At 40.0% G+C, this 21,224-nt stretch carries 16 protein-coding genes and 5 pseudogenes; 10 read left to right on the forward strand and 11 right to left on the reverse strand.

Annotation, left to right across the window (positions count from 1 at the left end):
- Positions 1–639: 639 nt before the first annotated feature.
- The 5 genes from gabR (at position 640) to pdxA (ending at position 8,050) form a co-directional block, all read left to right on the forward strand.
- On the forward strand, positions 640–2,055 hold the full coding sequence (gabR, locus tag NSQ44_RS16915; RefSeq protein WP_445659540.1) for a MocR-like transcriptional regulator GabR: 1,416 nt from the start codon (positions 640–642) through the stop codon (positions 2,053–2,055).
- 716 nt (positions 2,056–2,771) lie between these two features.
- The gene (locus NSQ44_RS16920) at positions 2,772–4,565 is read left to right on the forward strand and encodes a sigma-54-dependent Fis family transcriptional regulator (RefSeq protein ID WP_340857762.1); all 1,794 of its coding nucleotides are present in this window, start codon (positions 2,772–2,774) and stop codon (positions 4,563–4,565) included.
- 160 nt (positions 4,566–4,725) lie between these two features.
- Entirely contained in the window at positions 4,726–5,709 is a 984-nt protein-coding gene (locus tag NSQ44_RS16925; RefSeq protein WP_117017418.1) for a 2-keto-3-deoxygluconate permease, read from the forward strand.
- A 56-nt stretch (positions 5,710–5,765) separates the two neighbouring features.
- Entirely contained in the window at positions 5,766–7,058 is a 1,293-nt protein-coding gene (locus tag NSQ44_RS16930; RefSeq protein WP_340857763.1) for a four-carbon acid sugar kinase family protein, read from the forward strand.
- Positions 7,055–8,050 carry a 4-hydroxythreonine-4-phosphate dehydrogenase PdxA gene (gene pdxA, locus NSQ44_RS16935; protein ID WP_340857765.1) on the forward strand — a complete coding sequence of 332 codons (996 nt, stop codon included), beginning with the start codon at positions 7,055–7,057 and terminating at the stop codon, positions 8,048–8,050. Before NSQ44_RS16930 ends, pdxA begins: the two co-directional genes overlap by 4 nt.
- Positions 8,051–8,511: 461 nt before the next feature.
- On the opposite strand, the gene NSQ44_RS16940 is transcribed toward pdxA, so the two are convergent.
- Positions 8,512–9,849 (reverse strand): MFS transporter, encoded by a 1,338-nt coding sequence (locus NSQ44_RS16940; protein ID WP_340857768.1) that lies wholly within the window; start codon positions 9,847–9,849, stop codon positions 8,512–8,514.
- Positions 9,850–10,304: 455 nt separating this feature from the next.
- Between NSQ44_RS16940 and NSQ44_RS19105 the strand changes: the two are divergent.
- Positions 10,305–10,571, forward strand: a pseudogene (locus NSQ44_RS19105) (IS1634 family transposase); the annotation flags it as partial.
- 314 nt (positions 10,572–10,885) lie between these two features.
- Here NSQ44_RS19105 and NSQ44_RS16945 read toward each other — a convergent pair.
- Positions 10,886–11,125 (reverse strand): phospholipase, encoded by a 240-nt coding sequence (locus NSQ44_RS16945; protein ID WP_340857769.1) that lies wholly within the window; start codon positions 11,123–11,125, stop codon positions 10,886–10,888.
- A 432-nt stretch (positions 11,126–11,557) separates the two neighbouring features.
- Complete coding sequence (locus tag NSQ44_RS16950; protein ID WP_340857770.1) at positions 11,558–12,475, reverse strand: Rpn family recombination-promoting nuclease/putative transposase; 918 nt, start codon at positions 12,473–12,475, stop codon at positions 11,558–11,560.
- Between the two features lie 295 nt (positions 12,476–12,770).
- On the opposite strand from NSQ44_RS16950, the pseudogene NSQ44_RS16955 reads away from it, so the two are divergent.
- Together NSQ44_RS16955 and NSQ44_RS16960 are read left to right on the forward strand one after the other, a co-directional pair.
- A pseudogene (locus NSQ44_RS16955) lies at positions 12,771–13,676 on the forward strand (ATP-binding cassette domain-containing protein); the annotation flags it as partial.
- Positions 13,648–13,824 (forward strand): annotated as a pseudogene (locus tag NSQ44_RS16960) (energy-coupling factor transporter transmembrane protein EcfT); the annotation flags it as partial. The pseudogenes NSQ44_RS16955 and NSQ44_RS16960, both read left to right, overlap by 29 nt.
- Positions 13,825–14,012: 188 nt before the next feature.
- Here NSQ44_RS16960 and NSQ44_RS16965 read toward each other — a convergent pair.
- The gene (locus NSQ44_RS16965; protein ID WP_340854666.1) at positions 14,013–15,206 is read right to left on the reverse strand and encodes an ISL3 family transposase; all 1,194 of its coding nucleotides are present in this window, start codon (positions 15,204–15,206) and stop codon (positions 14,013–14,015) included.
- Between the two features lie 94 nt (positions 15,207–15,300).
- Here NSQ44_RS16965 and NSQ44_RS16970 point away from each other — a divergent pair, with 94 nt between their 5' ends.
- Positions 15,301–15,969, forward strand: a complete 669-nt coding sequence (locus NSQ44_RS16970) for an energy-coupling factor transporter transmembrane component T family protein (protein ID WP_340857771.1) — start codon at positions 15,301–15,303, stop codon at positions 15,967–15,969.
- Positions 15,970–16,504: 535 nt separating this feature from the next.
- On the opposite strand, the gene NSQ44_RS16975 is transcribed toward NSQ44_RS16970, so the two are convergent.
- From NSQ44_RS16975 to NSQ44_RS17000, 6 genes and pseudogenes are all read right to left on the reverse strand, one after another.
- Entirely contained in the window at positions 16,505–17,050 is a 546-nt protein-coding gene (locus NSQ44_RS16975) for a transposase (protein WP_340858292.1), read from the reverse strand.
- 5 nt (positions 17,051–17,055) lie between these two features.
- Positions 17,056–18,582: a YifB family Mg chelatase-like AAA ATPase gene (locus NSQ44_RS16980; RefSeq protein WP_340857774.1), complete on the reverse strand. Its 1,527-nt coding sequence runs from the start codon at positions 18,580–18,582 to the stop codon at positions 17,056–17,058.
- A 118-nt stretch (positions 18,583–18,700) separates the two neighbouring features.
- Positions 18,701–18,955 (reverse strand): annotated as a pseudogene (locus tag NSQ44_RS16985) (magnesium chelatase domain-containing protein); the annotation flags it as partial.
- Between the two features lie 225 nt (positions 18,956–19,180).
- The gene (locus NSQ44_RS16990) at positions 19,181–19,597 is read right to left on the reverse strand and encodes a hypothetical protein (RefSeq protein ID WP_340857777.1); all 417 of its coding nucleotides are present in this window, start codon (positions 19,595–19,597) and stop codon (positions 19,181–19,183) included.
- Between the two features lie 23 nt (positions 19,598–19,620).
- Positions 19,621–19,854, reverse strand: a complete 234-nt coding sequence (locus NSQ44_RS16995) for a hypothetical protein (protein WP_340857778.1) — start codon at positions 19,852–19,854, stop codon at positions 19,621–19,623.
- Positions 19,855–19,871: 17 nt separating this feature from the next.
- Entirely contained in the window at positions 19,872–20,390 is a 519-nt protein-coding gene (locus NSQ44_RS17000; RefSeq protein WP_340857779.1) for a hypothetical protein, read from the reverse strand.
- Between the two features lie 101 nt (positions 20,391–20,491).
- Between NSQ44_RS17000 and NSQ44_RS17005 the strand changes: the two genes are divergently transcribed.
- Positions 20,492–20,887: a hypothetical protein gene (locus tag NSQ44_RS17005; RefSeq protein WP_340857781.1), complete on the forward strand. Its 396-nt coding sequence runs from the start codon at positions 20,492–20,494 to the stop codon at positions 20,885–20,887.
- A gap of 110 nt (positions 20,888–20,997) precedes the next feature.
- Here the strand turns inward: NSQ44_RS17005 and NSQ44_RS17010 are convergent.
- Positions 20,998–21,196: pseudogene (locus NSQ44_RS17010) on the reverse strand (UDP-glucose 4-epimerase GalE); the annotation flags it as partial.
- Positions 21,197–21,224 lie beyond the last annotated feature (28 nt).

Here is a 21,224-nt window from a genome sequence, read left to right on the forward strand (position 1 = left end):
ATACCGTCAGAAAATAAAAAGTCACATTCATTCGGGTATTTCAGAATTTGGTTCGTTTTTTTATGGTCCGTGTGGTCTTCAATAATCTCCGGCGCAACTATAGGATGTATGCCGCGAATTTCCCTTCATCTATTATGTTCCACTTGTCATTCAGCAGTTTTTTCAAGTATTTCAGAAATTGGGAGCAAATTCTTCTTTTCAACGATACCCATCATCGCCAATAAAAGAGCACATGCTGACGGATTTCCGGCATGCGTTTCACCTAGTACGGGCAGCCTTTCAAATTCCCATCTTGCCTGCTACACTGCTTAATAACCCGCAGCCGACGACTTGGAAACGATCATCAAATCCGGAACAATATCAAATGTTTCCATATTTATATTGCTTAGCTTCTCATACCGAACGTTATATCGTTTCTTCCGTAAAACCCTTCGGCAAATAGGACGACTGCTTAATAGGCACAATTTCCGTGAAACCGCTTGAAACTTTTCTTCCGATTAGTTTACAGCCCTTCAGTCGTCAATATTCCTAACATTCAATGTTGTCCTCCTTTACATTGCTTTTTAATAATATTATGATAAATATATTAAAAGAAAAGTACCAGTTTTCTGATTTTTCAGGTACCAGAGGGAGAGATAGATTATGATTTTCTTTCAAATAGATAAAAAGGATAAGTCAAATCATATCTATCAACAAATTTATAAAGAGTTAAAAGAAGCAATTTTAGAGAGAAAAATCCCAACCAATGAAAAATTGCCTTCCAAAAGAAAATTAGCAGAAAAATTAGGAGTGAGCATTAATTCGGTTTCCAATGCGTACGAGCAGCTCCTGGCTGAAGGATATATTTACGCAATTGAAAGAAAAGGCTACTATGTGGAAAATATTACACAGTTCAACAATCAAAAAGAGGCTAAAATGAACTTTCCAGATGATTTAAAAGAAGAATTCTCCAAGAAAGATGAGAGATGGCTTTCCTTATCACATATGACGGCTGACATCTCCATGTTCCCGTTTAAAGAATGGATGAAGTGTGAAAAAATAGCAATAAAAAATCACAAAAACGAACTTTCGGACATTTCTCATCCTCAAGGTCCTTACCTTGTGAGAAAAACCATCTCACGTATGATTGCGCTCACACGCGGCGTTAAATGCGAACCAGAACAAGTGATTATCGGCCCCGGGACACAGCCCTTGTTACGTCAAGTGTTGGGCATGCAGAAGGAAAATATAAAAGCTGCAATTGAGAACCCTGGGTATTCTCGCATCTACCAATTATTAAAAGATATGAATTTTGAAGTTTTTCCAATCGATCTAGATAAAAAAGGAATAGACATCAAGAAAGTGGAAGCTTTGAATCCACATTTCCTTTTTATCACCCCGTCACACCAATTCCCGACCGGAATCATTATGCCTATTTCAAGAAGAATTGAACTTTTGAATTGGGCCTCGGCTTCTGAAGGAAGGTATATTGTAGAAGACGATTACGATAGCGAATTTAAATACGGAACGGACAATATTCCGTCGCTGCAAAGCCTAGATCGGAATCAACGCGTGATTTATGCAGGAACATTCTCCAAAACGATCATGCCGAGTTTCCGAATCAGTTATCTCGTTTTGCCTACCGATTTATTAAGAGAGTACAAAAGACATTTTTCATATTGGATACAGGGAAGCAATACACTGAATTTATTTACGCTTCACTATTTTATTGAAAGCGGCGAGTACGCAAAACACGTCAAGCGCATGAACAATCACTATGAGATGAAAAGAGAAAACCTGATTAAGGAATTGAAATGGAAATTTCGAAATGGCATTAAGATTAAAAATGTGCCGGCAGGACTTCATTTCATTGCGGAATTCAAAACAGATAAAGGGTATAAAGAAATTGAAGAAAGAGCAAAAAAAGAAAAACTTGAAATATACTCCATGAAGAGGTTCAATTTACTAGGCAATATCGAAGAAGGAAAAAAAATTATTTTGGTTATCGGATTTGCCAATATAAAAAATGAAGACATACCAGTTGCCGTAGATAGATTGTACCGTGTTATTTATTAACTTTACATCGGACGAATAACCGCTTTAGGAACAATGCCATAATGTTTTAAAATGATTCATCTTGGATAAGAATGCTCAATTTCTATTTTCCGCTGTGACCTTTCCCCTTTCACTTATAATATCTGTCCGTAGTTAAAAGAGAACTATCAGCTTTTATACGCACAACCCATTTAAGATCAAAAGAAATGATTTTATTTAAAATTTTTCGATCTGACATGACTAAATGGGGAAGGTTCTTAAAAGCCTTTTTCCCACTAGTCATGCTAGAAAGCGAAGTACACAACCGAAAAAACTACCTCTTCTTTTAATTCTCTTTTACCTCAATCTCTTATCTTGTCAAATCCTCAATAAATTCACTAACGAAATATTTTCTATTTGCTTTCCTTTATCCTCTCCCGAAAATATCTCCTTACATCTACAACGGTTATGATTCACTCATAAGCCGGCTAAGTCGGCTAATTGCCATAGATCTACATCACGAAACATTTTTATATCCCTATTTCTTGCTAGCTGTACAAAATTCTGTGCAAAGACGCCGTTCACCACTGTCAGCCTTTCCAAAATATTCATCAACATTTACAAAAATGGAACCATCATTCCGGATCGGGAGAGATAGAGGACAAAAGCTAAAATAACAATAAGGAAACTTACCTCAAAGTGAAACTAGGCTATAATGAATGGTAGCAGAAACAAATGAGATGGGTGGATTGATAAACATGAAAATAAAAACATTATTGATTGCTCCCTACCCCGGTTTAAAAGAATTAGCCTTAACTCTCGGTAAAGAACAACAATCCCTGGACATTACAGTTGTACAAGGAGATTTACAAGAGGCTATACCCATTGCGAAACAATATGAAAAAGAAGGTTATGATCTCATTATCAGTCGCGGCGGCACCGCTCAGTTGCTGCGCCAGCATATCTCATTGCCAGTTATTGAAATAAAAGTCTCAGGCTATGACTTATTACGTATATTGACATTGGTTAAAGACCATAACGCACATCTTCACATTATTGGATTCCTAAACATATGCCAAGGTTTTGTTTCTGTATCCAATCTTTTAGATGTTAAAATTCCTTATACCATTATCCATGACCAAGAAGAGGTAGAGGAGGCAGTCCAACAAGCTAAAGCCAACGGCGCCCAAGCGATTATCGGAGACACGATTACTTGCAAGACTGCGGAAGCGAACGGGCTTCAGAGCATACTGATTACTTCAGGCAGAGAGTCCATAATCGAAGCGTTTGAACAAGCAAAACAAACTTATCAAATTATTAAAAACACTGCCAAACAAACAAAGGTATATCAACAACTGCTGCAAAAAACAAAAGAACCTTTAGTTGTTTATGACGAAAATGGCATGATACAATTTACTAGTTCTTCTTTTCAAAAAATATTTCCAGCACTCAAAAATGATTCGGATAAATCTACTATTTATTCGTATTTTCCATTTCTCAACAATGCATGCACACAATTATGCAAAAAAATTGAACCAATAGAAATATTGTACACTTTCGTTACAGATGATGAACATATGCAGTTTCGGCAAGGGTATCTTAAAATAGATAACTCCGAAAACCACCAGTATTACCTGCGGTTTTCAGCCGAAGAGAAGGAAGACCAACAAGATTATGGCCTATCCGTTGCTGCCATACAACCAATCATGACTTCCTTTTCACAGATTCTCGGGAATAGCCAATTGATGAAAGCTGTTATTAAGCAAGGGAAAAAGGCTGCTGCACATAATAAGCCAGTTGCATTATACGGAGAAAAAGGAACTGGAAAAAAAACACTAGCAGGAATCATTCATTGTGAAAGCGAGGCGAAAGATAGTTTTCTGTTGCTCATCCGAGTCTTAGAAGATCATCGCGAGATAGCAGACTATCTCAAGCTTATCTTAGTACATTTGGACATAGGGACATGTGTTTTCGAAGGCGTTGAACGTTTGCGGTTGGAACACCAAAATCATCTAGCGCACCTGATCCACCAGACAAAAGCACGCATTATTTTTTTATTTCATGATAACCCGATTGATTTGTTGCAGCAAAAAAAATTATCGGTTCAAATTTTTAAACAATTTAAACAAAACCAAATTCGATTGCCGTCTCTGAAAGAACACGCGGAAGATTTAAACGAATATGTTCGAAAATTTATTGCACAATATAACGTCAAATATGGAAAGCAAATCGTAGGCATGCAGGAAGAAGCGCTAAAATGGCTGTACAGCCGTACTTGGAAAAATAATTTACAAGAATTAAGCAGTGTGATTGAACAAGCCGTCCAGTTTACGAATAATGAGTATATTAATAAAGAAGATTTAAACAACATTTGGAAAAATACAGATGAACACGCTCAACTAGGTTGTTCCGTGATTGATCTCAATAAACCGCTAGCTGAGATTGAAAAGGATATTATCTGGAAAGTGTTACAAGAAGAAGAAATGAATCAGACAAGAGCAGCCAAAAGATTGGGGATCAATCGAAGTACGTTATGGAGAAAGCTGAAATAATGTTGCATAATGCAACATTATTTCAGTTTTATTATTTTTATGTAAAAATATTGTTGATAAATAAAACATACCCTAATAAAATTAAATTGAAAGCGGTTTATTATTATATTTTTTATAAAATTGTTTCATTTTAAAACAACAACAAAGGAGAGGAGAAAGAATGAAAATTAAGGCAACATTAGACCGCATTCCTGGTGGAATGATGGTCGTGCCATTGCTGTTGGCCGCGACGATCAATACGTTCGCACCGAATCTGCTTCGAATCGGCAACTTTACAGAAGCGCTATTCGTCAACAGCGCAAGTGCTTTAATCGCTCTATTTTTACTTTGCGCAGGAGCACAAATTAATGTAAGAAGCGCAGGCATTGCGCTTGGTAAAGGGTTTACATTACTGTTCGTCAAGTGGGCGGTAGGGGCACTTGTAGGATTAATCGCCTATATAGCAGCTGGTCCAAGTGGTTTATTTTTAGGTTTAACACCACTGGCTATTATTGCGGCAATGACCAACAGTAACGGCGGTCTTTATATGGCGATTGTCGGTCAGTATGGGAAAGAAGATGACAAAGCGGCCTATTCTCTATTAGCATTAAATGATGGACCATTCTTAACAATGGTAGCGTTATCTATTTTCGGCGCAATGGGGTTTGTCGATGGAATGTTTTCCATTGTCTCCTTTATCTCCGTTTTACTTCCAATTGCAATCGGCATGATACTTGGAAACTTAGACAATGAAATGAGAGAATTTTTAGCAAAAGGCAGCGATATGTTAATACCATTTTTTGCGTTCGCCTTAGGAATGGGGATCGACTTTGGGGCCATCATCAAAGGGGGATTAAGTGGCGTATTGTTGGGCGTAGCTACAGTATTGTTAACAGGAACTGCCGGATACTTAATCTTTAAAGCATTCGGCTGGAATCCACTTGTCGGTGCTGCTGAAGGCTCTACCGCAGGAAACGCTGTAGCTACTCCTGCTGCGATCGCGGCAGCGAATGCTTCTTTCGCAAGCGTAGCTGATTTAGCGACAGTCCAAGTAGCGGCAAGTACGGTCACGACAGCGATTTTACTACCAATTTACATCGCGTTTTTGGCGAAACGATTGGAAAAGAAAAATAAATTGCAGCAATACTACCAATTACCAAACTAACCCATAAAGCCCATGTCTATGACTTGGGCTCCTCCATTTAAGGAAGGAGATGCACCATGAAGATCGCAATCATCGCAGATGATTTAACAGGAGCCAACGACAGCGGCGTTCAGCTTGCTCATTACGGTTTAAAAACATCCGTACTATTTCAACTGCATTCGAGCCAACTAGACGAAAACGATGCGGTTGTCATTGATACTGATAGCCGCTCTTTATCTAAGAAAGAAGCCTATGAGAAAGTAAAGGTCGTATCGGAAAAACTAAAAGATTGTTTCCCGATTATCTACAAAAAAATCGATTCCACCCTTAGAGGAAATATCGGAGCGGAAATCGATGCTGTTTACGATGCAATAAAGCCGACATTTATGATTATTGCGCCAGGTTATCCCAAAAACGGAAGAACCACTTATAAAGGATATCATTTTTTACACGATACATTGCTACATGAGACAGAAATATCAAGAGACCCTAAATGTCCAGTTAAAGAGTCGTATATTCCCAGTTTAATTGCCAAACAGACAAAGCGTCCTATAGGATTAATTGACTATCTAACACTTCGTCTCGGATTTGATAAAGTAAAAGAGAGACTAAACGATTATCGTGCGAATCATATTCCTTACATTGTCTTTGACTCTTTAACTGAAGAAGATTTGTGTTGTATCGCACAATACGTTTGCCACATTAACGAAAAAGTCGTATGGGTCGGGTCGGCAGGTCTGGCTAATTACCTTCCCGAGGTTTATCAGCTTCAAAAAGCAAAAAGAACGATCAAGATTGATCAAAATCGACAGCCCATCCTGCTAGTAGTTGGTAGCGTCAGCCAAGTATCCCGCAAACAGTTAGATCTTGCCCTTTCTTTAACGAATGTCAAAGGTGTACAGCTTGATTCCATAAGATTGGTTAGTGATGACCAAATTCGCTGCGATGAAATGAAAAAAGCCATTCACCAGGCAGAGGATTGGGTCAAACAGGGTTATCATGTCGCACTATATTCTTCTGCTTCACCCAATGAAATAAAACAGGTACAGGAAATAGGAAAATCGAAAGGATTAAGCACAATAGAAATAAGCAATTTCATTGTTCAAAAATTAGGCGAAGTTGCCTCCACATTGATCAACAAGGGCTATTTTAGAGGGATGATATTAACAGGCGGGGATACTGCAAAACATGTATGCGAGAAAATCGGAGCTTCGGGTTTTGAATTGCTGGATGAAGTGGAAACAGGAGTGCCAATAGCGAAATTAATTCATGACTCAGGAATGCATGTAGTGACAAAGGCGGGAGCCTTTGGTTCGGAAAATACATTTATTCAAGCAATTCACCAATTACAAGGAGTAGATGTCAAATGAAACCTATCATCGGAATAACGATGGGAGATGCTGCCGGTATTGGACCGGAGATTATCGTAAAAGCCCTACAAAACCGATCCATTTATGAGCAATGCAATCCTTTAGTGATAGGAGATGCAAAAATATTAGAACGGGCAGCTAGAATTACCAATTCCAAACTGACCATTCACCCTATTTCATCTGTAAAGGAAGCAACTTACCAATACAGTACAATTGATTGCATTGATTTAAATTTGCTTCCTGCCAATTTGTCTTTTGGACAAGTATCAGCAGCTGCAGGAGATGCCGCATTCCAATTTTTAAAACGTGCCATCGAATTAGCTAAAAACGGATATATACAGGCCATTTGTACAGCTCCTTTAAATAAAGAAGCCCTGCACAAAGGCGGACATCTATACCCGGGACATACAGAAATTTTGGCCGATTTAACGGGCACTCAAGATTATGCGATGATGTTATCCTCTCCAAAACTTAAAGTCATTCATATTACTACCCATGTCGGGTTAATTAAAGCGATAGAAATGATTAATCCCGATCGGACCTACAAAGTCATTAAACTGGCTCATGAAACGTTGACAAGAGCTGGAAAAGAAAACCCAAGCATCGCCGTGTGCGGCATCAACCCTCACGCTGGAGAAAACGGACTGTTTGGCAATGGAGAGGAAGAGGAAAAACTCATTCCCGGCATCCAAAAAGCACAAGTGGAAGGAATCAATGCAACCGGACCATATCCGGCAGATACATTATTTTACCGTGCGGTGCGCGGAGATTTTGATATTGTTGTCGCTTGCTACCATGACCAAGGGCACGCCCCTATTAAAGTGCTGGGGCTGGAAGCCGGAGTAAACATCACCGTCGGCCTCAAAGGCGGTATCATCCGCACATCTGTCGACCATGGAACAGCCTTTGATATCGCAGGAAAAAATCTGACGGACGAACGCAGCATGCTCGAAGCCATTCGCGCCGCTGTCGAACTGGCTCCGAAAGTTTAAACACCAACCTTTTTGCTTTATTTATCTGTTTTTGGCAATTAAAAAATGTATGAATGACAAAATACGAATATTCCATTCCCTGTATAAAATTTTAGGTCTATATCGCTTGACACGGAGCTTCTGCGGACATGTTTCCTAACGAAAGGAGCGAGCGCCAATCCTTGCTTCGCAAGGCATCAAGCCTAACATGTCCGCCACTCCATGTAAAATTTTATTCGGATCATTTATGCTAAATAAGCAGTATGCTCAGATATGGTGTTCATCTACTTGACCTTAATTTTTTGTCCGGTTAAGTCAATTCATTTTAGAACCAATTTTAAAAAAAGTTCTTCATAAATTTTTAGCGATGAGGCAACAAGAAAGACGAACAAGAGCGCCCAGATGGCGGCTGGTAGTTATTTGTGCTTCCATGATTTCAATGACGGAATAGCTTTCGGCAATGTCCTCCTTAAAACCTCTCATCAGCTTTTCGGCGCGGCAGGCGCCTGTGGCTTTACCTTCCGCAAAAAGAAAATGCCAAGGAGCACCATCAGCAAAAGCGATCCCATCGCCAACCGATTGGCAATGTTTCCGTATGAATGAAAAAGGAGGGTAATGCTTCCATAAATCGCTGGACCAATGATGGCTGACACTTTTCCAGAAAAAGCGAACAGTCCGAAAAATTGCCCTTGCTTATCTGGCGGGGAAAGTTCGACTATATATGTTCTCGAAGTGACCCACATCGCTCCTAAACTGACGCCGAACAAACTCCCAGCAATCCAAAAAGATAGCTTGGAAAAAGCAAGCACCCCTATCGCCAGTGCGATGCACATCACGATGCCGACATACAAAACCGCTTTTTTGGCTCCCTTGCTTCTCGTAATATAGCCAAAAAGAAAGGAACCGATAATACTCGAAACTGTGGAGACTAAATATAAAAGGATGAACTCCCCTGCCGTAAACCCGGCAATGACTTTAGCATAAACGGACATGATGGCGATCGTCGTCGCCACCGCATCATTCAAAAAGAAATAAGCAATCATGAAAGTAAAAATGTTTTGATACTTTTTCATTTCTTTCAATGTTGCATAAATATCCCGATAGCCTGCAAAAAATCCGGCCTTTCGCTTTAAGGCATCGGCTTTTTCGGCTTCTTCTTTGACAAAGAAAAACAGCGGGAAAGAAAAGAGGAGAAACAAAAGGGCGCTTGGAATAAAAGCCCGATAGTAATCCATTTCTCCAACAAACGGATACACAGCGAGCCCGACAAGCGTTCCGACATATCCGACAGCAACGCCAAAACCGGAGATAAGCGGTATTTCCTGTTTATTCCCCAAACTGGAAATCATGGAATCGTAAAAAACAAGGCTCGAATGGTAAAAAAACTTTGCTGCGACAAATAAAAGCACGATTATGACAAAAGACGCCGGCAATCCAAACATGGCATTCCCAAGATTCGAATATCCGGCAACACCCATAAGCAAAGTCGCCGTAACCGAAAGAGTCGTAAAAATCCCAAGCCATTTCTTTCTTCTCCCGGTCCGGTCAATCCATGTGCCGTATAAAGGTGAAAATATCACTAAAAAGAAAGAGGCTAACGCATTTGCATACGAAATAAATGTACTGGCGATTTGGTTCAAGCTCTCGCTTTTTCCCACCGTTTCCGAAACATAAAGCGGGAAAAAAATCGTATTCACATTCGAGGAAAAAATCGTATTCGCAAAATCATACAACGCCCACGATAAAATCGGCAACGAAACATACAGTTTCCAGCCCGGCTGCCTCTTTGTTTCATACGCATGCGAGGCAATCTTCTCCACTGCACCCTCCCCCATTCTGTCGGTGATAAAACGGCCGCAAACCGTTTATTCCATATATAGATTACTTTGTATATTTAATGATTTTGTTTCATGGATGTAAATTTTTCGAAAGAATACCTCTTGCTTCCGAAAACGATAGGTTTCATTTTTGTCAGAATATAATTAATATTTTAACAAATAAATGTGCATTTGTGTATGAGCATCGTTTTCCGGAGTCAGTCAAGACTTTATTGTAGCTTTTTTGGTTCGCTGAAAACAGGTGTAAGTCATAGGTGTTAGCGAACCATTTTTTGAATTTCCTGCGTAAGTGCTTTTGGACTCTCATCCCTTGCCATGACAGACGAATGTGTATACCTTTTTTTACCATCCCTTGAGCTCAGACAGGGCATCGAGTGGTGATAGGCACCTGACCCAAGCAAAAAAATAAAAATGGTTCTGTTCGTCAATATCTACAAATATGTCGTACATTTCGTGTAGACAATAAAGTTCGGCAACAAACACTTTGTAATCTAGGGAGGTTAGAACATTTATTAGAGAATGGCTCTGTCGATCAATAAATCGAGGGATTAGCCAAATTTTCAGAGCGTTACTTTGACCGAATTCACGGGCAAGGTTCTTCCTCTTCTGTCTCCGTGCTTTGGACAAAAGAGTTTGGGCCAGTTTATCTGTTCCGAAAGGTATGGGAAAAGTTAGGGCTTGGTCGGCTATTACGTAAAATCATGCCGTAAAAACAACTTATTAGACACCCTCGTGTTGTGGGTAAAGTCCAAAACACCAGTATTTTCGGGCTTTTCTTTAGTGTACTCTGTCAAACTTTTAGATATAGTAATAAAGCTTGTAGACTGTCTAAGCAGAGACTTTGTCAACAAGCGAAAGTACTAGCTGATGTTTTGTATTTTTCAAGAACTGACTAAGATAATGATCCTAAATTCAAGGTCTCCCTCCTGTAATCCATTCAATTAAATATCCTATAAACATTAAAATACAAAATATTATAAACATGATAAGTTTATAAATCATTTAATTCCCCACTCTATTATTTTTTACAAGGTGCTATACTAAAGTAAGCTGCTACTGCTAAGGCAGCTCTTTTTTCGTCAGATTTCATAAATGGAAGAGCGGCAGTTATCCCAGCTACTAAAGCTTTATCACAGCCACAATTGAAATATCCTTTTACTTTATAGCAAAGATCATGTGTCATACATAAAGAATCTAATTTATTTTTTGGTACACCGCCACCATGTCCAGGTCCGCACCAGTTTCCCCAAACTGGCATACTTCTTAATATTTGAGATACAGATTGTGACTCTTTTTTATTTTCAATTTGATTAATTAAATATATACGTTTTACCTACGGCCGAGTAGAAACAAAATCCATTCCCGAGGGAATTCGGCGATTTGCCCAATCGCTAGAGTCCATGATACCAACATGCTGAATGACCAGCATGGTTTCTATTGAATAATACCCGTAGCTCAAAAATTAGGGGATATAAAATAGCTCTTGCATGGAAAAGTCCTTTAAAAGGAAAGTGCGATCTTCAGTTTCATGCAAGAGCACTTTCATTTTTTTCGCCTACCGAGTGCTACATTTATTTTTCGATGGCGCAGCAAAGCCTTATTAGGCGGCAGGTTTTCTAACGTTTCCACTACTTCTTCGGATGAATAAGCCTAAACCACTGTCAAACGGCTTCGACAAATGACAGGCAATCTATTTCAACCACTTTCGCACTTCCTCTTCCGCAAGTCCAGTGAGATCGGCAATATCTTTCGCTGCCATTCCTTTCGCCGACATATGTCGGATCATGTTCTTCCGTTCTTCCTCCCGACCTTGCTTTAGCCCTTGTTTCAACCCTTCCTCCATCCCCGCACGCCGCTCGCCAAGAAGATTGGACAATTGATCCCGCAGCCATTTCAGCCGCATTTCATACGCGTAGCGATTTTCGGAACTGACGCTTAGCTTCTCCCACTCTTCCAATGCTTTGCGAATTTCTTGCTCGTTCATCGCCAACACCTCCAGTTCCTTGAGAATCGTCTCATCAATCTCTTGTTTCCGGGCATCCACCGCTGACAGCATCATCAACCAGGGCCACTCCGAAGATCGCTTCACATCACGTCTATATTTCTTCCATTTTACCATAAATTGTGATAAATCAATGGCGTGAAATTCAAGATGCGCGCTCCAAAGAAATTGTTCTTTATCTTCGCGGATATGAAAGATGGTGTGAAACCGATCGGTTTCATGCGGAAAGAGCGGGTAGTTGAGAATTGCAATCATAATGGTGGGAGGAAGTTCGCTGTACCCTTGGCCTTTGAAGAGCGACTGGGAAAAGAGCCTCGCCCAGTAATACAAAATCCGCTCCGGCATATCGTGCTGGTCAATGATTTGAATTTCCACGTTAATCCGCTCGCCTCGGTCGGTCCACACGAGCACGTCAAGCCGATTCATTTTCCCTTCTTCGAACTCTTTTGCCAGCTCTGTGTTATCAAACTGCACATCGATGATACGATCATGGCCTGTCCGATGCAAAACCGCATTCAAAAAAGCGATTGTAAGCTGCTTTCGGCTCGGATGGCCGAACAATTGTTTAAACATAAAATCCAATTTTAAATCGAGGTATTCCTTCATAACGGGAACATCCTTTCGAGGAGAATTTGGAGGGGAGTAGAGGTTTATCTAAAGAAAAGCCGAAGTTATTTGCATATTTTCCAGATAAAAGAAAACGCATCACCTTCCAAAACGCACTTCTTGACAAATCTCAACCAGCAGACGTTCTAATGAAAACTTTGCCACCATATACATTCAGAACGTATGTTCTGATAATGTTATTGTAATACACCTTATCTTATCTTTCAATCACCAATGATTCGACAAATTTCGGGCGGTGACAGGCACCGAATATTATTTCAATCAGTTTAAAGCGGATTTATGCCGAAAAAACTTGTTGGAATGGTTTGAAGATTCAAATCCAAAAACGCCAAGTAAAGAAGGAAAAACAATTTTAGAGCTGAAAAATATTTCGTTTAGCTATTCACCAGGTCACGAAACGATAAAGGATGTTTCTTTTTCAATTAACAAAGGGGAAATGGTGAGCATTGTTGGAAAAAATGGAGCAGGGAAATCTACAATTACAAAATTAATTTGTGGATTTGAAAAGCCTTCCTCAGGGAGCATATTGTTTAACGGCAAGGATATAACAAACGAAACGATTAAAGAACGCTCGTTAAAAATCGGCATGGTCATGCAAAATCCAAATCATATGATTTCAAAGCATATGATTTTTGACGAAGTAGCCTTAGGCTTAAAGGTTCGCGGCGTAGCGGAAGCTGAAATAAAAGAACGCGTCGACAATACATTAAAAATTTGCGGGCTGTACCCATTTCGGAATTGGCCGATTTCAGCATTAAGCTTCGGTCAAAAAAAGCGGGTTACGATTGCTTCCATTTTAGTGTTAGAACCAGACATCATTATTTTGGACGAGCCAACTGCCGGACAAGATTTTCGCCATTATACAGATATTATGGAGTTTCTTGTTCAATTAAATCAGCAAGGCGTCACAATTATGATGATTACTCACGATATGCATTTAATGCTGGAGTATACAGAAAGAGCGATAGTATTTGCAGAAGGCAGGAAAATTGCCGATGATTCTGCTGTCAATGTCCTTTCTGATATTGACATCATCAAACAGGCAAATTTAAAAGAAACGTCTCTTTATAACCTGGCATTAAAAACAGGAATACCAGAACCGAGGAAGTTTGTGGAACGTTTCATAGAATATGATCGGGAGGTAAGGCAGGTTGGCAGCCGAGATGCTATCTTATATTGACCGAAAATCTCCTGTTCATCAGTTGACAGGTGTAACAAAACTAATATGCTTTATCTTATGGTCGACAGCAGCTATGCTGACATACGACACTCGTATTCTACTATTTTTATTTTTAATTAGTATTCTCATTTTTATTATTTCAAAAATTGTCTCTTCACCATAGTTTGTGATTTAAGCACAATTCTGGCAATTAGTTAGCTAGATTATGGCCCCTCACAATCTCTCCTTCTTCAGCTTACAGACCGGCCAGTTGGTGGAAAGGAAGCGGTCAAGTGCTTTCCTTGACGGCTTCCTTTCCACCAACTATCATCCACCATAATGCTGAAGAAGGAGGGGCTAGGACGCCTGTTCTTGATAAGTTTTTCCTGTACATTCCAAAAATACACGTGTTCTAAATCGATGTAGGTTCCTATATCCATAAGCCCGGCGTTTTATGTTCTTAATTTTATGGTTGGTTCCTTCTGTTCTTCCGTTTGTAAAAGGTGTCTTAAAGTATTGCAGGATTTGCACTTTCCAATTTTCCAGTGTCTTGGCGGCCTCATGAAAAGACGGAAAAGGGCTACTCCATGCGAATTGAATCCACTCGGTTAGGAGCACTTGAGCTGTCTCATAGTCAGGGGATCTATACACGTCCCGAAACAGTTCCTTCAGACCATAGCTGTAAGCCAGCTCATCATGTGTTTCCAAGAGTTCATCTAACTGTTCTTTTTGATATTCTTTTAAGTTTTCATAACTTTTCAAGAGGAGGAAACGACTTTTTTTCAAGCCAGGAATTTTCTTACGGACTTGATCTAAAGCTTGAGTTACCTTTTGAACCACATGATATTTATCAATGACAATATCGGCGCATGGAAAAGCCTTCCGGACAGCCTTGTGGAAAGGGTCCCACATATCCATGACAATGGTTTTTACCCGGTCAGAAGCCACTACCTTTTGGTTTAAAAGCTTCAGCGTTGACTCATAATCGCGGTTCTGGCCCATCCCCATGACAGCACCTAGGTTGGCATCTAAGAGGACCGTTTCGTATTTATGGCCTTTTCGGACGGATACTTCATCCAGACTTAGGGCCATGTCTTGTTGGTCCTGCATTTTTTCAAGATATTCTTCATGAAGGTCCACCTTTTCCTGGGCAACCGTATAAAAAATACGTTCTACAGTGGAATAAGCTATACCATGTTTACGGCTGACATCCTGAATGGTTGTTCCCAAGACTTGTTCATACAGAAAAAGTCGAAATCGATTGGTATAGTGCTGGCGTGACATAATGGATTCATACGTTTCTGTAAAAATCTCTTGACAGTTTTCACATTTGTACCGTTTTACACACACCAAAAGATATAGTGGCTTATTTAGTACGCATAAATCACGTACTTTTCTTGTCCTCCTGTCATGGACAAAAGAGGTGAAAAAGCCACATTGGGGACAGCGTGCCTCCTTCTCTTTTCTTTCAACATGGACGGTATAATGAGTAGAATGCATTTCTTGTTTAATAACTTTAAATTCTGGCAATTCTAGTGGTACAGAAAACATTTTAGAAACCTCCTAATTAATGTGGTGTGCTAGCTAACATTATTGCCAGGAATTCTAAAATGTTTTCTTTTTTACTGTAAAATCACCAAAAGTGATGAAGAATCCAAAAATTAAACTTGAAGAGATATTGTTTGTTCTTGTATTTATTTTAGTATTTCTTTTCATAAACAATGTTGCCATTTATGTCTTTTCACCGCAAGAAGGAGTAAAAATTTACGGCTCCAGCCATGTGTTATTTGAAATATCAGGAAGGTATAACGTCACATTGGAACAACTTTTTTACCAATTGAATATTACGTTAAAATATTTCACAGTGATCCCAGCGGCTTTGCTTTTTATTGTGACGACTCATCCGAGCGAATTCGCCGCTTCCCTCAATCGCATCGGTGTGAGTTATCGAATTTCGTATGCTGTTTCTTTGGCATTAAGATATATACCGGACGTACAGCGGGATTTTCGGAATATAGCACGCGCCCAACAAGCTAGAGGCCTTGACATGTCCCGCAAAGAAAAACTTCCTAAACGGATCAAAAATGCTGCCTCCATCCTTGCACCGCTTATTTTATCAAGCCTAAATAAAATTGATACCATCAGCAATGCAATGGAACTGCGCGGCTTTGGCAAAAACAAAAAACGCACATGGTATAGTGCAAGACCTTTTCAAAAAAGTGACTACTTTGCAATCGCTCTATTTACTATTCTGTTCATTGTCACCTTAATCATCACATTCCATGATGGAAGCCGGTTTTATAATCCGTTTTAAAAATACTCCTACTGATCGCATCCAGTAACGCTGTTTGTTGCTGGATGCGTTTTTTTGTGAAAACATTTAAATTAGCCTTATTTTAGGGGTGGGCAGGTTGCTTCCATGGGCCACTAAGCTGGCAAGCCTTTTTTTATGCAATCAAGTTCTGCATTTTTTGTTGCAGAACTCTGTATTTTTATTTTGCAATAAACACTCATGCGCATCACCTAAACAGAACTGCCAACATTTGTTACGCCAATCACTCCTAGTTCATCTTCCCATATTCGTGATATGGACATCAATCCCTTTATTCCTACACGTTTCTTCTTAATCCTTTTTCCTCCATAAACTTTTTACGAAAATATACCTGTGACGTATGGACTGTTCCATAACCGACCGCCAGCACGACCTATTAACCAATTAATAGACCGAATATTCAGTTAACAGCACCCATAAAAACAAACCGCCCCATCAAGGGCGTCTCGACCATTTGGACCCTTTCCACTGATGCCATTTCCACGCGCTTTCGATGGCTGACAAGCGACAGGCAGCCTCACCCCCTCACAAATTCAGCATATTTTTTCTTCCGCTCTGTTTTTGTGCCTGAAAGGTAATCTAATAATGCATCCATATTCATAAATTTCGGAGGCAGCGATTTTGGATGCATATACAAATAAAAACTACTCCATCGGTAAAGTTCCGGCGCATGTACCAAATGAGCTTCTACCGGGTTGAGATGAATATATCGACTCACTTCCAACATTCCGCTATCATTGTCAATCAATTTACCATAATAACGCTTTTCAAATACATGTCCCGTCAAACGATAGCGAGTATTATAATAATTTGCATACCGTTTGTTCATGAGCGCCATGACTTTCGAAATCGGCTCCTGTTTTGAGCGCAGCTGCAGGTGAAAGTGATTCGTCATAAGGCAATATGCGGCTATTTCAAACGGGATTTTTTCATGTAGCTGGTGGAGGATATGAAGAAAAGCGAGAAAATCATTTGTTTCCTTGAATAGGGGATCACGCCGATTGCCGCGGCAAACGATATGATAAAACCGATGGGGCACCCAGATCCGCTTTTGCCGTCCCATTCTTTTTACCTCGCTGTTGCCTGTTGCTTCGTATATGTTTTCAGCCATCTTAGCGTCATCGCTTCCCAAAGCGATTCATCTGCTATCTCTTCGGTTCCCTTTAAATCGGAAATAGTCCTTGCCAGCCGAATGATTTTCGTTTGCACACGATTGCTCCATTGATGCTGGGATGCCCATTGCTGCAACAGGTGTTGCTGCCTTTTAGCAAGCGGGCTTTTTTCCATTAATAACTCAAAAGGAACACGCCCATTCGTTATTTCTTTTCCGTAACGTTCATATTGCTTTCTTCTTGCTTCTTCTACTCTTTTCCTTATGGTTTCCGAAGATTCCGAAACCCTCGTTTCTTTGGTGAAATCAATGACTTCCAATGGTAATAAAACATCCATCCGGTCATAAATCGGCCCGGAAACACGATTTCGATACGCTTGAATTTGTTTCGGACTACATGTGCAATAGCGGGTTCTTGAGCCTAAATATCCGCACGGACACGGATTCATCGCCCCAAGCAAAATAAAGTCCGCAGGATATGTCACCGTCGACGAAATACGGCTAATCGTCACTTTCCCCGTCTCTAACGGCTGGCGAAGCATATCCAGCGTCTTTTTTGCAAATTCCGCCATTTCATCGAGAAATAAAACACCGCGATGTGCCAGCGACACTTCGCCAGGCTTTGGGTGCGTTCCCCCGCCAATTAAAGAAACCGATGAAGCGGAATGATGCGGATGACGAAAAGGTGGATAGCCGCTCTCGATTTTTTCTCCTGCCAGCTGGTACAAACTGATCACCTCTAACTGCGCATCATGAGAAAGACCCGGCAAAATCGACGGAAACGTTTCCGCTAACAAACTTTTCCCGCACCCAGGCGGTCCAACCATTAACACGTTATGTCCGCCTGCCGCTGCGATCTCCAATGCACGCTTTGCTTGATGATGACCAATAATCGATTGAAAATCTCGATGATGCTTTCGCGGGGAGTTCGTAATTTCAGGAGAGCGAAAAGCTGGGGGTAACGAAAGAACACGTTGTCCTTGCAGATATTGCACCGTTTCTTCCAACGTCTGAACAAAGATACAATCGAGATCTTTCAAATGATGAAGCGGAAGTGTGGGATCATACGGAAGGTATATTTTTTGAAAACCGAGCTTCTTTGCTGCCAATATCGCAGGAAGCATGCCATCCACCGGCTGAATCGTTCCATCCAACGATAACGAACCTAAAAACGCTGCATCGGAGGAAGCCGGCGCTGTCAGCTTGCCCATTGCCTTCAAAATCCCAATCGCCATCGCCAAATCAAACATCGGGCTATGCTTTTTCCGCTCCGGCGGAGACAAATGAACAACGAGTCTTTTATCAAAAACGTCGCATCCGAAAGCATAAAGCGAAGCAAGAACACGTTCCTTTGCCTCTTTCACCGATGCATCCGGCAACCCAACAATCACCATCGCCGCAATCCCCGGCACTTCCTGCACCTCCACCTGCACTCGATACCCTTCTAACCCCCTTAACCCAATGCTTAAAATCTTCACCGTCACTCATCCATCCCTCCCAATCACAGAACATTAGTTCTTACCCATTATTGTAATACCCTCCCTTTTATCTTTCAATTACCAATATTTCGACAAATTTCGGGCGGTGACAGGCACCGAACCAAGCAATCGCCAAATCAAACATCGGGCTATGCTTTTTCCGCTCCGGCGGAGACAAATGAACAACGAGTCTTTTATCAAAAACGTCGCATCCGAAAGCATAAAGCGAAGCAAGAACACGTTCCTTTGCCTCTTTCACCGATGCATCCGGCAACCCAACAATCACCATCGCCGCAATCCCCGGCACTTCCTGCACCTCCACCTGCACTCGATACCCTTCTAACCCCCTTAACCCAATGCTTAAAATCTTCACCGTCACTCATCCATCCCTCCCAATCACAGAACATTAGTTCTTACCCATTATTGTAATACCCTCCCTTTTATCTTTCAATTACCAATATTTCGACAAATTTCGGGCGGTGACAGGCACCGAACCAAGATATAATAACAAAAGAGTCAACAGCAAAGGTTGACTCTTTTGTTATGCTTAGACCCGTATTTAGTTTTATATAGTTTTATATCAGACTCTTAAATATTTGAGGGGTTATTCAGTTTCTGATTTCCCAAAAACCTTATATACATTTATAGGTGGCAAAATAATTGGATTAATACCTGATTGGGCAGTAAAACTTGTTATGATTGATCTAACGTACGGCAATAAAATGGCCATGCCATGAAACTGAAAGTCCTCAATGTTTACTTCCTCACTACATGTAAAGAATCCTCTTACGGTTGTCTTTAAATAAAAAGGAACATTATTTTTTTCAAAATCATCGCTAAAGATCTCACAGGTCAAGATAATGATTGATTTATCATTCTCATCGGAGAGAATTGCTTTTCCCTCTAAATGAAAGTCAAGTTCAATTTCTTGCTCGCTTGAAAAGAAGTCGTAATTTCTACGATAGACCATTTCATCTACAGAATAAGTATGAAATCGTAATACACTAACTGCATCCTTCATCATGAATACTCCTATACCATAAATTAACAAGCAAAAGGAAAAGAATCCATTTTTGTTGGCTTTTCCGCCGTTGGGTTGCTCGGATTAAACTTGACCGTTACCTTGCCACTAACAACATTAACATACTCATTAGATTCTGTATAAATAACTTCACCGTTCCCTTTTATCACTTCGAAGCCGGATTCTTGAAGCAATTGTATTAATTCTTCATCCGATAAAGACTCAAATAGCTTTTTAGCTTCTAATTCAGCGTTCATCATTTCTTTCCACCTCACTAAACAAGCTGCTTGTTTTTTATACAATTTATGTCCTTAACACATAATTCAACACCATTTGGCACTCTGGAATTCCATCCAAAAATTCTGTCGTAATCTTGGTAGGTATATGTTGCTGCTCTTACTAACTTAAATCCCTTGGCTTTACAAATAAAATTGTATGTTTTTCCATCAAAATCCTTTCGGTTTTTAGCTCTAAGTTGTAAATTTCTTTTTTTAATTTCTTGTTCAATAAGTTGTTTTCTTACAGCATGAAAAAATTTGTTATGTTCACCTAGAGGATCTACAACATCAAATACTTCTTCCTCCGCTATTTCTATTTCACACCTAATTACTCCCTTTTTACTATTAGAGTACTTATAATTTGCCCATGAACGAGCTAATTCCTGATTTTCTTCAAACAGGTAAATACCTGTCCCTAACCAGCCAACTTTTGTGTGATCCACGATAAAATTTGTGCGTAGAATTTTTTCAGCAAAGACTGAGCTAGTACCATGATAACCAATAAAGTACCTCATTAAACATACCTCTAGTTTCCCCAACTTTTGTCATCTTTTCTTTATATACATCATATCTTTTTCATTATTGAACATCAAGTTACATTTTACAGAGATTAAAGATGCCGATTCAAGCATGGGAAAGATGCCTAGAATACAACGATAACCGAAGTTTGGTAACAGTTGAAGAAAACGGTCGGGGGATAAAATTTATAAACAACAAAAGGAAAAAAGTCGCACTATATCGGGTAGATGGCTGTATTCTTACAGAAGGGATAAAATGTGACTTCCTATTTTTAATTAATGAAGATAAAAGAGCATTCTTTATAGAACTGAAAGGGTCTGATCTAGAAAAAGCCGTACAGCAAATTTCAAAAACAATCGAACAATTACATCCATATCTCCCAGAATATATTTTGGAAGGAAGGATTATTACTACAAGAGTTAGAACACCTGCCCTAAATCTACGTATATCATTAGATTACAAAAAATATTGCGAAAAACAGGCGGAACATTAAATATCAAAGCAAAATCCGACGAGGTGACTATATAAAAATAAACAGCCTCCCGCTGATACTCATTCTGCAGGAGGCCTTTGTGTTTATCTTACTTTTTAACGATGCCACTTCTACGCGCTTTCGATGATTTGTTCGAGCGAATATTCCGCTTTCCATCCAAGTTCTTCATCAATTTTTTGTGAATAAGGCGGCAAGGCGCACCGGTTCGCCTGGGCGGCGATCGATGGATTCAAATGACTTTGCGTTCGGTGCTTTTTCACATGTTTCAATCACTTCTTTGACGGAATAGCCTAAGCCGTTGCCGAGGTTATCAATATCCATGGCAATGACCAAGCCA

The organism is Aeribacillus sp. FSL M8-0254 (assembly GCF_038008845.1).
Taxonomy (GTDB): Bacteria; Bacillota; Bacilli; order Bacillales; family Aeribacillaceae; genus Aeribacillus; species Aeribacillus composti.